Raw genomic sequence first — 13,927 nt, 5'->3', positions numbered from 1 at the left:
CCGCGGCGTTCACGCCTCTTCATTCCTCCCACAGGGCCACGGCCGTACGGTCATCGGCGTAGCCCTTCACCCTGAGCTGGGTGTCCACGAGGAACCGCGCCAGGCCGGGCGGCCCGCCGCTCCCCCACCGCTCGGCGAGCTCCTTGGCCAGCGCGCCCTCGCCGCGCATCGGCTCGGCGAACCCGGGGCCGGCGAGCAGCAGCGTGTCGCCGGGGCGGGCGACGGAGGCGCGGAAACGGAACGGTTCCGCCGGGGGCGGGACCGGGGGTTCGATGTACGGGGAGGGGGGCGTGGGGACACCGAGGTCCATGGTCAGCCGGTCGCCCTCCGGTGTCTCGGCGGGCGCCGCGTCGGCCCTTGCCGGGTCCGGGGGTGAGCCGTAGCCGACGACGGGCTCGCCGGTGAGGTCCTTCCGCTCCGGGGGCCGCGGCTCGATGTCCTGCCAGACGCCGCCGCGCAGCCGGAACAGCCCGCCATCGCCGACGCCGAAGAACACGCGGGTACGGCACGCGGGGTCGGCGGTCATCAGCAGGCAGCGCAGCCCGGCGGTGTACTCCTCCGGCGCGACGCCCAGCTCGGCGGCGCGGGCGCGCAGCGTGCCGTAGGTGCGGTCGGTCAGGCGGTGCAGGCCCGACTTGAGGTCCCGGCGGCGGCCGGCCCTGATGTCCTCGGAGAGCCGCGCGTGGCTGCGGCCCACCGCGTCGCCGATGCGGCGGCAGGCGTCGGCGGCGGCGAGGTGCGCGGCCTCGGCGGCGCGCGCCCCGGTGGCGACCGCGACCAGCACCAGCGCGGCGTCGCCGCCGCCGAACCGGGCGGTCAGCAGCGCGTCGCGGCGCGGCTCGCCCCGGTACCGCGCGGAGTCGCCCCGTACGGACGCGGCGCGCAGGGTGTAGGTGCCGTAACGGGCGCCGTCGAGCACGGTGTCGGCCACCAGCTGCCCCAACTGCCCGGCGCGGGCGGGGGGCAGGGCGGTCGGCTCGGCGTCGTACGTCGGCGGGCCGTCGCCCACGTACCCGGCGCGCGGGCCGGGGAGTCGGGGCGCACCGGCGGGCGGGGCGTCGGGCACCGAGTCGGCCACCGTGCCGGACGCCGAGTCGAAGCGGTCGTCCAGTGTGTCGCCCGTCGCGGCCGGGGCCGTGTCCGGTGCGCCGTCGTCGTACAGCTTCTCCCACCAGTCGTCCTCGCCGGCGGTGGGCGTCTCCCCCTGTGGGCTCATGCCCTTAATTGTCCACCGCCCGGTGCGGCGGAAAACGGGCATCCGGAAAAAGACGACCGATCCTGATGACGTGTCGATGGAGGTTCCTGCGACGGCACCATGGCAGGGGGGCGGGTGGGCCGGTCATGATGAGCGCGGCGGATTCGCGCCGTGGCCGTTTCTCGCCACGGCCACTGGAACGAGGGGGCTTCAGGGGTGCTGTCCGCGATAGGGCTGGACGAACGGCAGGAGTCGGCGTATCGCGCGCTGGTGGCGCTGGGTGCGGCGGAGGTCGCGGACCTCGCGCACCGGCTGGCGCTGCCGGAGCCGGACACCGAGCGGACGCTGCGGCGCCTGGAGTCGCGGGGCCTGGCCGCCCGGTCGCCGGCGGGCGCGGGGCGCTGGGTGGCGGCGCCGCCCGTCGTGGCGCTGGGGGCGCTGCTGACGCGGCAGCGGCACGAGCTGGAGCGGGCGGAACGGGCGGCGGCGGCGCTCGCCGAGGAGTACCGGGCGGAGGCGGCCGGGCCCGTGGCGCACGACCTGGTGGAGGTGGTGACGGGCGCGAGCGCGGTGGCGCACCGGCTTCGGCAGCTCCGCCTGGGGGCGGTGCGGGAGGTGTGCGCGCTGATGACGGAGCCGTACGGTCCCGGCCCCGATCCCGAGCCCGATGCCGAGCACGCGTCCGCGTCCGAGTCCGCGTCCGTGGAGTACCGCGCGGTCGTGGCGCGCGAGGTGCTGTCGCGGCCGGACGGGGTGGCCGGGCTGCTGCCTCGCGCGGGGCGGCTCCGGGTCGCGGACCGGGTCCCCTCGGAGCTGGTGATCGCCGACGGGACCGTGGCCGTGGTGCCCCTGACGCGCGGCCGGGACGCGGAACCGGCGGCGCTGGTGGTGCACGCGAGCGGGCTGCTGGAGTCGCTGACGGCCCTCTTCGAGGCGGTGTGGCGCGAGGCGGTGCCGCTGCGGCCGGGCTCCGCCAACCGCGTGGCGCAGGGCGCGGCCCCCGGCCCGGACGCCACGGACCTGGAGATCCTCTCCCTGCTGCTCGCGGGCCTGACGGACGCGAGCGTCGCCAAGCAGCTGGACCTCGGCCTGCGCACGGTCCAGCGCCGTGTGAAGGCCCTGATGGAGGCGGCGGGCGTGACGACGCGCCTCCAGCTGGGCTGGCACGCGTACGCACGCGGGTGGGTGGCGCGGGGCTGACGCCGACCTGCGCGGAAGGAGCGGGTCCGGCAGGCTGGACGCGTGGGTGCGTGGCAGCTCGTCGTGACCGGGACGGTGATGCTGCTCGGCCTGTTCGGCGTGCTGGTCCCCGGGGTGCCGGGCACCTGGCTCGTCTGGGCGGCGACCGCGTGGTGGTCGCTCCACGAGAAGAGCGGCCTCGCCTGGTGGCTGCTCGTCGGCGCGACGGCCCTGCTCCTGCTGACCCAGGTCGTCGTCTGGCAGCTGCCCGCGCGCCGGCTGCGCGGCGTGGGCGTCACCGTCCGGATGGTGGTGTACGCGGGTGTGGGCGCGCTGCTCGGCTTCGTGCTGGTCCCGGTGGTCGGAGCCGTACCGGGCTACATCGGCGGCATCTACCTCTCGGAGCGGTTCCGGCTGGGCGGCCACGGGCCGGCCGTCGCCTCGACCCGGACGGTGATGCGGGCCATCGGCGCGAGTGTGCTGGTGGAGCTGTTCGCGTGCCTGCTGGTCGTCGGCGGCTGGATCGGCGCGGTGTTCGGCGGCTGAGGGTCCGTCGGGCCACCTCTCAGGTACCGGGTGGCGTACGAACGCCAGGGCCGCCACTCCTCCCGGTCCGCGCGCTCGTCGAGCGCCACGTCCGGGTCGCCGAGGGCGCGCATCCGGATCAACGCGGCCGCCCGGGCGCCGACCCCGGGCAGTGCGCGCAGGGCCCGCTCGGCCTCGTCGCGGTCGGCGCCCGGGTCGAGCCGCAGGTCACCGCCGGCCAGCGCGGCGGCGAGCGCCCCGGCCCTCGGGTGTCCGACGAGCGCGGCGGGCTCGGGGAACAGGTGGGTGAGGCCGCCGCACGGGGTGTCGAGCGGCGTTCCGTACTCCTCGACCAGCCGCCGCGCCTCCGCGTGCCCCACCACGGCCCGGACCGCGAACTCCTCCGGCTCCGCGGCGCCGGGCGACCGCAGGCCGGGGCGGGCGGCCGCGAGGGAGCCGAGCCGCTCGGCGACCGCGTACGGGTCGGCGTCCAGGTCGAACAGGCGGCGCAGCCGCTGGACGGCGGTCGTCAGGTCGCGCAGGTCGCTCAGGTGGACGCGGGCCTCCAGCCACGGCCCGGAGGACCGCTCGTCGACGGCGGCGGTCCCGGAGCCGTACGGCAGCCGCAGCGTACGCCGGTAGGTGCGCGCGCCGGGGCGGCCGGCGATCTCCTCCACGCCGTCGACGGCCTCGCCCTCCAGCAGGTCGAAGACCTCCCGCGCGGCGTACGCGCCCCGGTACGCGAGCCGCAGCGGCACCCCGCCGGGCCCGGCGGCCGCCCGGCCGCGCCGCTCGCCGCGCAGCTCGCTCGGCGTGCGCGCGTAGATCTCCCGGATCGTGTCGTTGAACTGCCGCACGCTGGAGTGCCCGGACGCGAAGGCGATCTCCGTGACCGGCAGCGGCGTCGTCTGCAGGAGTGTCCGCGCGGTGTGGGCGCGCTGGGCCCGGGCGAGCGCGACCGGCCCGGCGCCGAGCTCGGCGTTGAGCAGCCGCTGCACCTGGCGCGCGCTGTAGCCGAGCCGCTCCGCCAGTCCGGGGACGCCCTCGCGGTCCACGATCCCGTCACCGATCAGGCGCATGGCCCGCGCCACCACGTCCGCGCGTACGTTCCAGGCGGCGGACCCCGGCACGGCGTCGGGCCGGCAGCGCCGGCAGGCCCGGAAGCCGTGGCGCTGGGCCGCGGCGGCGGTCGGGAAGAACGTGACGTTCCGCCGCTTGGGCGTGACGGCCGGGCAGCTGGGCCGGCAGTAGATGCCGGTGGTCACCACCGCGAAGAAGAACTCCCCGTCGAAGCGCGCGTCGCGGCTGCACACCGCCTCGTACCGGGTGTCCGCCTCGCTGTCCGTCTCTGTCACGCCTCCAGTGTCGCCGGGCCGCCGGGTGCGGTCCGGCGGTTTTCGGACACCGCGTTCGTTCTCCCGTTCACCCGGTCGTTCATCCCGCGGCGAGCGCGTTCTCGGTCGCCCGCGTGGCCGGGTGCCGTGATCCCAGCACCTCCGCCTGGTGAGGGAGCAGCCCGGCCAGCAGCTCCCTGGCTTCCGCCGGGCGGCCCGTCCGCAGTAGGACGTCCGCCAGGCGGGCGCGGGTGGCGAGGGTGTGCGGGTGGCGGGCGCCGTTGCGCCGCGCCTGCTCGGCCGCCGTCGCGGACAGCAGCTCCACCGCCTCCTCCGTATGTCCCGCCCCCGCTCGCCCGAGCAGCTCGCCGAGGCGTGAGCCGGCGTCCAGTACGTCGGGGTGGTCATCGCCCAGCACCCGGGCCCGGTCCGCGAGGACCGTGCGCAGCTGGGCCACGCCCGCCTCCGGGTCTCCGGCGGCGGCGGTCCACCACGCGATGCCGAGGCGGGTCGTCAGGACCTCGGGGTGGTCCTCGGAGCCGTACACCTCGATCCGCTCGTCGCGCAGGGCGGTGAGCTCGCGCACCGCGCGCTCCGGGTCGCCACTATCCCCGTGGATCCAGGCGATGTTGTGCCGGGTGATCAGCACGGTGGGGTGGCGGTCGCCGTTGACGCGCCGCTGGTCGGCGAGGAGTTCCTCGTGGAGCCGCAGCCCCTCCACCGGGTCGCCGAGCTCCCAGGTGTAGCGCGCGATGTTGAGCCGTACGAGGAGCGCGTCGGGGTGGTGCGGGCTCTTGACCCGCTCCACCTGCGGGAGCAGGTCGCGGTACGCGGCGAGGCCCTCCCGGGGCCGGCCGCCCTCGGCGGTGAACTTGCAGATGTTCATGCGGCTGAAGACGACTTGCTCGTGGTCCTCGCCGAAGACCTCGACGCGGTCGCGCAGCAGTCGCTCGTGCATGGCGAGCGCCTCGTCCGGCCGGCCGAGGCGGCCGTACCAGTACGCGATGTAGTGGCGGCTCTCCAGGACGTCCCGGTGCGTGGGCCCGAGGACCCGGATCTGGTGCGGGAGGAGCTCCTCGTGGAGCCGCAGGCCCTCGGCCATCGCCCCGCCGCGCCCGGTCCAGTAGGCGATGTGGTGGCGGGTTTCGAGAGTCCGCCGGTCGTCGGGCCCGAGGACCCGGGTCTGGGTGGCGAGGAGTTCCCGGTGCAGCGCCACCGCCTCGGCGAAGCGGCCCATTTGGCCGGTCGCGTAGGCGATGCGGTGCCTGCTCTCCAGGGTGTCCTCGTCGTCGGGCGGCAGGACGCGCGACTGCACCTCCAGCACCGCCTCGTACATCGCGCGCGAGGTGCTGTACGACCCGGCGCGCCCGGCCCAGTAGGCGGCGTGCTGGCGGGCCCGCAGGGTCGCGATGTGCTCCGGGCCGGGCCGGGCGGACAGCCGCTCGCACCAGGCCAGCCACCGGTCGCGGTTGGCGGCCGCGTCGGTCGAGGGCCGGGCCTCCAGACTGGCGAGTACGCGCTGGTACTCGCCCAGCTCCCACAGGTGTACGGGCTCGGCGTCGCGCGCGTACGCGTGCAGGGGATCGTCCGGATCGTGCTGGGTCATGGGTGCCATTGTGCCGAGCGCTTCGGCGAGGGCACGGTGCCCTTCCGTCGGGGACAGCCGCCCCTCGAGCTCGGCCGTCTCGGCGATGTGGTCCACCATGGTCTGGTGGTCGGCGCCGATCATCTCGCCGACGCGGGGCTCGGGGACCCGGCTCAGCAGCCCGGGCAGCAGCTCCAGCACCTGGTCGAGTTCGGGTTCGGTGCCGGGGCCGTGGAGGTGCGCGGCCGCCCGGAGCAGGAGGGGGCGGGGCAGCACCGGGCCCTGGCCCACGGCGCCCAGGACGTTGAGCACGGCGTCCACCCACTCCGCCCGGCCGCCGGGCGCGTTCCTGCGGGCGCGGTCCCAGGCCTCCTCGTACAGGGCGTCGTGGAGGGTTTCGGAACCGGCCGCGGCCCCGGCCTGGACCAGCAGGCGGACCGTCTGCCAGTTGCCGGCGGCCCGCCGGAGGATGTCGGCACGCCGTCCGGCCCCGCCGCCCTCGGTGCGGAGGTACCCCTTGATCTGCTCGTCGGAGGCGGGGGTCATGGGCAGCCGGTGCCAGGAGGCGGGCAGCCGGATCCCGTCGCGGCTGGTGACGACGATGCCGAACCAGGGAGGCGTGCCCTCGACGAGGCTGTCCAGCGCCTCGGTCAGGCGCGGGATCTGGCTCGGTTCCATCTGGTCGAGGGCGTCCACGACGACGCGTACGGGCCCGGTGGACGCGCAGCGGGACAGGGGCTCGGCCAGCAGGCGCCGCTGCGGTGGCATCGCGTTGCGTTCGGACTGCGGCACTTCGCTCCGGAACGCCGCTTGGGCGGCCGCGAACCCGGGAAGATAGGCGGCGAGTTGGCGGGCGACGTCCGAGAGGACCCGTTCGTCCGCGGAGGTCGGACCCAGGTGGTGCAGGGCCGTGACGCGGAACTTCGCGGCGTGCGCGAGGAGTTCCGGTCTGCACAGCGCGGCGGCGAGCACGCTCTTGCCGTACCCCTTGCGGCCCACGACCGCCACCGCGCGGTGGGTCGTCACCGCGTCGATGATCCCGGGCAGCGACTCGGGCGTCTGGAACCGCCGCAGATGCGTCAGCTGCGCCTCGCCGGGCGGGCTGAACGCCAGCACGCTGAACGCCTTGACGTAGGCGGCGTTCCTGGAGATCCAGTGCGGTCGTGCGGGGTCGGGGCCGCTGTAGGCGCCGCCGTGCGCCACCGTCTGCGGCTGCTGCCCCCTGGTCGCCGAGCCCGCCGCCCAGCGCAGCTGGTCGTGGTGGAGGAGGCGGTCCAGGCGCGCGTGGCCGTTCCGCAGCACCCGGTTGACCTCGCGTACGAACGACAGGCCGTAGGCGGGCTGGTCGGTGGAGGCGGAGGTGAGGACCGCGATCTCACGGCCCCGTTCCATGGAGGCGGGGAACCACTCCTGGGCGGCGGCCAGCGCGGCGACGCCGGACTGGCAGGCGTCGATGACCACGGCCAGCGCGCGGACGTCCCCGTGGCGGGTCAGTCCGTCGCGCAGGCCTGCCGGGACCGAGTAGGCCGTCCGTACGTCGAGCGCGGCCGGGCTGGTGGCCACGGGGTAGAGGAAGTCGTCGTGGCGGACGCCGACTCCGTGGCCGAGGAAGGCGAGCAAAAGGGTGGCGGGCCCGTCCTGGGCGGACGCCGTGGTGTGGGCGAAGGCGGCGGCGACCGCGTCCCGCACGGCCTCGACGCCGTCCGGGTCGAGCAGCAGGCCGCCGCCGTGGGCGGGCAGGCAGCCGCCGCGGTCGTCGTCGAGCAGATGCGCGTTGAGCGCCTCCGCCTGACGCGCGAGGTCGTCCAGGTGGCGGCCGGAGCCGTCCCACTGCGCGGCGATCACCAAGGAGAAGCGGTTCGACATCGCGCCATTATCGGTGATTGAGCGTTGGGCAAAGGCGGCTGCCTGATGGCGAGTTGACCGTCCACGGGCTGAGAAGGGATCCTGGTGCGACAGCGACAAGCCCGGGCCGGTGACGGCCGGCGCCGGGCCGGCGGAGGGGGACCGCGCACGGTGGCAGAAGTCGTTCTCGTCCATGGCATCGGCCCCTTGGACCAGCCCGTCGGCGAACTCCACGCCGAGTGGACCGCGGCCATCAGCGGAACCCTGCGGGCGGCCGGCGAGTCGGACCTCGCCGATCGGCTCGCGACCGGGCACGTCAGCACTGCCATGGCGTACTACCGCGACCTCTTCAAGCCGTACACGCCCCGCGACGAGTGGGACCAGCCGCTGCCCGAGACGATGGCGGCCACCGCCCAGCGTGTCGGCCAGGACCTGCTGGAGAACGTGGAGGAGCACGCCGCCGACCCGGACGACCGCGCGGAGGCGGCACGGGAACTGACGGTGTTCCGTGAGGATCTCGGGCCCGAGCAGGGCGTTCCGGAGCTGCTCCGGCTCACGGTGGGCAGCCTGGCCCGCTGCGGCATCGTCGCGCGCTCGGTCTTCGGCGCGCTGAAGACCACGCTGCTGCGGAACCTCGCCCAGGTCGCCGCGTACTTGGAGGACGAGGACATCCGGGAGCGGGCGCAGCAGGCCGTGCTGGCCGAGATCGGGCCGGAGACGCGCGCGGTGTACGCGCACTCCCTGGGGACGGTCGTCGCCTACGAGGCCCTGCACCGGCTGGACGCGCCGCTGCCGCTGCTGGTGACCTTCGGTTCGCCGCTGGGGCTGCGCACGATCGTGCGGGAGCGGGTGCGCCCGCAGCCGCCGTGCGCGCCCCCTCAGGTGGCCCGCTGGGTGAACGTCGCCGACCGCGACGACTACATCGTGGCGTCGATGAACCTGCGCAAGGTGCTGACGGGTCCGTGCGAGGCGCTGGAGGAGACGAGGAAGGTCTCGAACCCCGGTCTGGACGCGCATCCGGCGGTCAAGTACCTCGGCCACGACGAGACGGTGCTGCCGCTGGCCGAGGCGCTGCGGGGCGGCGTCGCGGAGGCGGCCGCTCACTGACGCGGCCGCTCACCGACGCGGGGTGCCCACGCGGGGTGCCCGTGCCCGGAAGGTAGGCAAGCACGGGCACCCGGTGCCGGCCGGCCCGGTCGTACGGGTCGTGCCGGCGGTACCGCGTCAGCTCACGCGCCCCCGCTTCGCCTCCATCGCCGCGCGGCCCTGCGCGCCCTTGCGCTTCCAGTCCTTGCGGATCTCCGCGCGCAGGCGGGCGTCGGTCTTGGCGACGATGTACTGGTTCTCGCGGAGGAGCTTGCGGTAGCTGTCCAGGCGCCGCTCCGGCAGGGTGCCGTCCTCGATGGCGGCGAGGACCGCGCAACCGGGCTCCGCCTGGTGGGCGCAGTCGTGGAACCGGCACTCCTCCGCGAGCTTCTCGATCTCGGAGAACACGTGCCCCACGCCCGTCCCGGCGTCCCACATGCCGACGCCGCGCAGCCCGGGCGTGTCGATCAGCACGCCGCCGCCCGGCAGGAGGAGCAGGTTCCGGGTCGTGGTGGTGTGCCGGCCCTTGCCGTCGACGTCGCGGATGGCCTGGACGGCCATGGCGTCCTCGCCGAGCAGCGCGTTGGCGAGGGTGGACTTGCCCGCGCCGGAGACGCCGAGCAGCACGCTGGTGCCGCCCGCCACGACGGCGGCGAGCACGTCGACGCCCTCGCCGGTGGCGGAGCTGACCGGCAGGACCTGCACGCCGGGTGCGGCGGTTTCGACGTCCTGCACCAGGTACGACAGCCCCACGGGGTCGGGCACCAGGTCCGCCTTGGTGAGCACGACGAGCGGCTGGGCGCCGGACTCCCAGGCGAGGGCGAGGAACCGCTCGATCCGGTTCAGGTCGAGCTCGCCGGCGAGGGAGACCGCGATGACGACGTGGTCGACGTTGGCCGCGAGGATCTGCCCCTCGGACCGCTTGGAGGAGGTGGAGCGCACGAACGCGGTACGGCGCGGCAGATAGGCGCGTACGTACTGCGGAGTGCCGTCGGGGTCGACGGCGGCCCAGTCACCGGCGCAGACGACCCGCAGCGGATCGTGCGGCGTCACGAAGGCGGTGTCCGCGCGGACGAGCCCGTCGGCCGTGACGACGTCGCACTGGCCGCGGTCGGCCCGTACCACCCGGCCGGCGAGCAGCCCCTGGGCGGCGTACGGGGCGAATTCCGCCTCCCACGCCGCATCCCAGCCGTACGGGGCGAGGGGATGCGGCGCGGAGGGAGAGGAGAAGGCGAAAGAAGAGGAAGAAGACGAAGAGGACGACGAAGTCGACGAGGACAAGGGGGGAACCCTTCGAGGAAGGGTGACCTCCGGCGAGGGCGCGCGCCCGGACGGGCACGCGGCTCAGGGATGCGTTGCGTCAGCCGGAGGCCACGGGAGTGGCGGTGACAGGGAACTGGATGCGGGCAGCGCCCAGCGCAATGACAGTCATCGGTCAACACCTCCCGCCCATAGTTCTGACGTTCTCGTCGTGGTCGTGCGAACGGCTTTACCGTAGGCGACTTCCGCCCACTCGCGCCAATGTTTTTTCCTAGCATGTGACGCGACGGGTGGGCGGCGGGCGGTCGTTGAGGAACCGAGGGGGGCTCATGTCACAGCCGGTGCGGTTGGAGATGCCGGACGGCCAGGTCATCTGGGCGACGGTCGCCGAGGAGGGCGGACCGAGCGACTCCGGGATCGGCGAGCGGCTGGTCGAACGGCTGGAGGGGTTCCAGCAGTCGCTGCGCGCGGTCGCGGTGAACACGCGCGCGGCCGTGGCGGGGGCCATGCCGGACGAGGTCACCGTCGAGTTCGGGCTGGAGCTGGCGGCCGGCCAGGACGGCGTGGTGGCGGCCGTGGTCGGCGGCAGCGGCAAGGCGGCGTTCAAGATCACGCTGAAGTGGAACGGCCCCGGGGCGATGGTTCCGGCGCCGCCTGCGGTACCGGCGCAGCCGCCCGTACCGCCGCAGCCGAGCCGGCCGCCGACAGCGACGCCGGCATCGACCCCGGCCACGGCACCTGCTTCGCCGCCCGCGGCCTCCCAGGACTGAGGAGCCGACCGACATCTCGACGACCCCGATGCACCGGCCCCCACCCCTCGCGCTGCTCCAGGAGCTCCTGGAGAGCTGCCGCGTCCGCGTCGACGGCGTGACCAGAGGGGCGGGCTTCTTCGTGGCGCCCGGTTTCGTGGTCTCGTGCGCGCACGTCGCCGGCGCGCGGCCCGGCGCGCGGGTGCCCGTCGAGTGGCAGGGCGCCCGTTACGAAGGGGTCGTGCGGACGGCGTCCGCGCCGCCGCCCCGGCCCGGGCGGGGCCTGTGGCCGTACCCCGACCTGGCCGTGCTGGAGCTGCGCGACGCGCCGCCCGGCCACCCGTGCGTCTGGCTGCAGGGGCTGCTGCCCGCGGCGGGCACGCCGCTGACGGCGGCGGGGTTCTCGGACACCTACGAACCGGGCGTGCCCGCCGCGCGGACGGCCGAGCTGCGCCGGGGCGGGAGCATCTTCCTGCACGGCGGCCGGATGATGGAGCTGGCCGGGGCCGAGGTGAACGAGGGCCTGTCCGGCGGGCCGGTGCTCAGCCACGCGTCCGGCGGCGTGTGCGGCGTCGTCAAGGCCACCCGCCTCAAGGGCAGCGACATGGGCGGGCTGGCCACGCCGGTGAGCGCGCTGCGGTTGCTGGACCCGGACGTCTACCGGGCTCTGATACGGGCGCACGACCGGTTCCACGGCGAGGACGCCCGCTGGTCGCGGGCCGCCGACCGTGTCCAGGCGTACGGGCCCGCGGAGGGCGGTATCTCGCCGGCGGCGACAGCGGCGGCGGCCGGGCTCGGCGGCGACGAGCACCGTCACCTGCTCGCGCTGCTCGCCGCCTTACCGGTCGCCCCGGCGGCCGGGACCCACCGCGCCGCGTTCCTCGCGGCGGCGGCGCCGGGCGCTGCGCCGCAGGAGGACTACCCGCTGCTGGACCACCGGGACGTCTTCACGGACCTGGCCGCCCAGATGCCGCCGGAGGACGGGGAGTTGCCGTACGAGCTGGCCTTCGCCGCCGATCGCGCGGCGCGGGGCGGCGGACCCCGGGACGCCGTACAGCAACTGCGCGACCGGGTGCTGATCGTCGCCGGCCGGCTGGGGCTCGGCGACGCGGCGCAGCGGCGGCTGGCCGGCGGACGGGCGGCCGGGGAGCGGCCGTCGATCATCGGGCGGGTGCGGCACTCCCTGCGGGACCGGGAGCTGTACCACGTGATGGTGTGGCGCTACCGCTCCCGTGCGGACATCGTGCCGGTGGCGGCGGAGTCGGAGGCGCTGCCACTGAAGGAGGCGCTGGGGCTCCTCGCGGAGCTGCTGCCGGAACAGATCGACATCATGGGCGGGGTCACCAGCCCGGGCCTGATCGAGTTGATCCTGCCGAGGGAGGCGCTGGACGAGGAGTTCCCCGACTGGCTGCTGTGGCCGGACTACCCGTGGTTCGCGCTGGGCCGCAAACAGCACGTGGTGGTGCGCCCGTTGGAACGGCACGAGGCTCCCGAGCTGCACGCCGCGTGGGAACGGCGCTGGGAGCACCTGGACGGCCGGGCGATCGGCGAGGCGCTGGTGTGCGTGTGCGGCCGCGACGGGCAGCACCAGGCGGCGCTGGGGGCGTCGTTCGACGGGGACCCCACGCTGGCCGCGCTGGCGCTGGCCGGTTCGCCGCGCTCGTCGGCGCCGGTGTCGGACGCGTACCGGGTGGCCGTCGCCTCGGGAGTGCCGATGATGACGTGGCGGCGGGGCGCGGCGGCCTGCGCGCGCGGGGACGGCGGTAGGTGCGGGGCGCCGGGACGGCAGGCCTGCCCGGGTGACCGGTTCTTCGCCGAGGCTCGGGCGGCGCTGGCCGCGACGGACCGGGACGAACTGCCGGAGAAGGTGTGCGCGCTGCGCAACGAAGCGGTCGCCGCGGCGGGTGCGGGCGAGGACCACATCGGGGAGCGGATCGTGCTGCTCTGGGACGACCCGCGGCGGCAGATCCCCCGACTGCCCCTGTCCCCCGCGGAGGCGGGGGCCGAGGAAGGACTGGCAGGACCCACATGAGGCACCCCACATGAGGCACCCCACATGAGGCACCCCACAGAGGCGACCCCCATGAAGCAACCCACATGAGGCATACGACATGAGGCATACGGCGCGCACGGCGGGCGAGTGGCGGATCTACCAGGGCGTCAGCGAGCCGCACGACGGCATCGACAGGCTGCCCGCTCCCCCGCCGTGGCGGGACTTCGGCCGCGGCGTCGAGCCGACGCCGTTCGACCGCGACGCGGACGCGGACGGCGGGCGGCGGCTGCCGCACGCGGACGCCTACCGCGCGGACGAGCCCACCGTCGAGGCGGTCAACACCGCGCTGTACCTGCGCAGGCCGCTGCTGGTGACGGGGGACCCGGGCACCGGCAAGTCGACGCTCGCGCACGCGGTCGCGCGCGAGCTGCGGCTGGGCCGGGTGCTGCGCTGGCCGGTCAACAGCAAGTCGGCCCTGCGGGACGGGCTGTACCGGTACGACTCCCTCGGGCGGCTCGAAGAGGCGGGGGTGGCCCGCGAGACGGGCGATCCGGCGCCGGTCACGGACCTCGGTCGGTTCGTCCGGCTGGGGCCGCTGGGCACGGCGCTGGCGCCGTACGCCCTCCCGCGGGTCCTGCTCATCGACGAGATCGACAAGAGCGACATCGACCTGCCCAACGACCTCCTGGACGTGTTCGAGGAGGGCATGTTCGAGATCCCGGAGCTGTCGCGCGTCGCCGACCGGCAGCCGACGGTACGGGTGCGCCCGGCCGACGACGGTGAGCCGGTGACCGTGACCGGCGGCACGGTGCGGTGCCGGACCTTCCCGTTCGTCATCCTGACCAGCAACGGCGAGCGGGAGTTCCCGCCCGCGTTCCTGCGCCGCTGCGTACGCCTCCACCTGCCGGGGGTCGACGACGAGGAGCGGCTGCGCGCGATCGTGCGCGCCCATCTGGCGACGGCGGCGGACGACGCGGACGAGGTGATCAGGCGGTTCCTGGCGCACGCGGCGACGGGTGAGCTGGCCACCGATCAGCTCCTCAACGCCGTGTACCTGGTGAGCCGTACGAGCGGTGACGGCGCGCCGGACCTCGAGCGGCTCACGGAGCTGGTGTTCCAGCACCTCGACGTGACGGTGCCCGCGCCCCCGCGGACGCCGTCGGCCGGGGCGTGACC

9 protein-coding genes and 1 pseudogene are annotated in these 13,927 nt (G+C 75.3%); 6 read left to right on the top strand and 4 right to left on the bottom strand.

Annotated elements, in window-relative coordinates; genetic code table 11:
* Nucleotides 1-19: 19 nt before the first annotated feature.
* Nucleotides 20-1,216 carry a protein phosphatase 2C domain-containing protein gene (locus ACIRNI_RS20195; protein WP_403552776.1) on the bottom strand — a complete coding sequence of 399 codons (1,197 nt, stop codon included), beginning with the start codon at nucleotides 1,214-1,216 and terminating at the stop codon, nucleotides 20-22.
* A 195-nt stretch (nucleotides 1,217-1,411) separates the two neighbouring features.
* Between ACIRNI_RS20195 and ACIRNI_RS20190 the strand changes: the two genes are divergently transcribed.
* Together ACIRNI_RS20190 and ACIRNI_RS20185 are read left to right on the top strand one after the other, a co-directional pair.
* Complete coding sequence (locus ACIRNI_RS20190) at nucleotides 1,412-2,395, top strand: helix-turn-helix domain-containing protein (RefSeq protein ID WP_403552867.1); 984 nt, start codon at nucleotides 1,412-1,414, stop codon at nucleotides 2,393-2,395.
* 78 nt (nucleotides 2,396-2,473) lie between these two features.
* Nucleotides 2,474-2,845 (top strand): annotated as a pseudogene (locus ACIRNI_RS20185) (DUF456 domain-containing protein); the annotation flags it as partial.
* Here the strand turns inward: ACIRNI_RS20185 and ACIRNI_RS20180 are convergent.
* Both ACIRNI_RS20180 and ACIRNI_RS20175 read right to left on the bottom strand, forming a co-directional pair.
* Nucleotides 2,767-4,254, bottom strand: a complete 1,488-nt coding sequence (locus ACIRNI_RS20180) for a DNA-3-methyladenine glycosylase 2 family protein (protein WP_403552774.1) — start codon at nucleotides 4,252-4,254, stop codon at nucleotides 2,767-2,769. The pseudogene ACIRNI_RS20185 and the gene ACIRNI_RS20180 overlap by 79 nt on opposite strands.
* 79 nt (nucleotides 4,255-4,333) lie before the next feature.
* Nucleotides 4,334-7,684 (bottom strand): tetratricopeptide repeat protein, encoded by a 3,351-nt coding sequence (locus ACIRNI_RS20175; RefSeq protein ID WP_403552772.1) that lies wholly within the window; start codon nucleotides 7,682-7,684, stop codon nucleotides 4,334-4,336.
* Nucleotides 7,685-7,834: 150 nt separating this feature from the next.
* Here ACIRNI_RS20175 and ACIRNI_RS20170 point away from each other — a divergent pair, with 150 nt between their 5' ends.
* On the top strand, nucleotides 7,835-8,770 hold the full coding sequence (locus ACIRNI_RS20170; RefSeq protein WP_403552770.1) for a hypothetical protein: 936 nt from the start codon (nucleotides 7,835-7,837) through the stop codon (nucleotides 8,768-8,770).
* Between the two features lie 117 nt (nucleotides 8,771-8,887).
* On the opposite strand, the gene rsgA is transcribed toward ACIRNI_RS20170, so the two are convergent.
* Complete coding sequence (rsgA, locus tag ACIRNI_RS20165) at nucleotides 8,888-10,030, bottom strand: ribosome small subunit-dependent GTPase A (protein WP_403552769.1); 1,143 nt, start codon at nucleotides 10,028-10,030, stop codon at nucleotides 8,888-8,890.
* A gap of 308 nt (nucleotides 10,031-10,338) precedes the next feature.
* Here rsgA and ACIRNI_RS20160 point away from each other — a divergent pair, with 308 nt between their 5' ends.
* From ACIRNI_RS20160 to ACIRNI_RS20150, 3 genes are all read left to right on the top strand, one after another.
* The gene (locus ACIRNI_RS20160) at nucleotides 10,339-10,779 is read left to right on the top strand and encodes a CU044_2847 family protein (RefSeq protein WP_403552767.1); all 441 of its coding nucleotides are present in this window, start codon (nucleotides 10,339-10,341) and stop codon (nucleotides 10,777-10,779) included.
* A 28-nt stretch (nucleotides 10,780-10,807) separates the two neighbouring features.
* A complete protein-coding gene (locus tag ACIRNI_RS20155) occupies nucleotides 10,808-12,790 on the top strand; it encodes a trypsin-like peptidase domain-containing protein (protein ID WP_403552765.1) in 1,983 nt (660 codons plus the stop codon).
* 79 nt (nucleotides 12,791-12,869) lie between these two features.
* A complete protein-coding gene (locus ACIRNI_RS20150; RefSeq protein ID WP_403552763.1) occupies nucleotides 12,870-13,925 on the top strand; it encodes an AAA family ATPase in 1,056 nt (351 codons plus the stop codon).
* The last annotated feature ends 2 nt before the right edge of the window (nucleotides 13,926-13,927 follow it).

It is taken from the genome of Streptomyces sp. NPDC093546, from assembly GCF_044765045.1.
GTDB lineage: Bacteria > Actinomycetota > Actinomycetes > Streptomycetales > Streptomycetaceae > Streptomyces.
The sequence above is the reverse complement of the archived record's forward strand: the minus strand, read 5'-3'. Positions and strand labels throughout refer to the sequence as shown.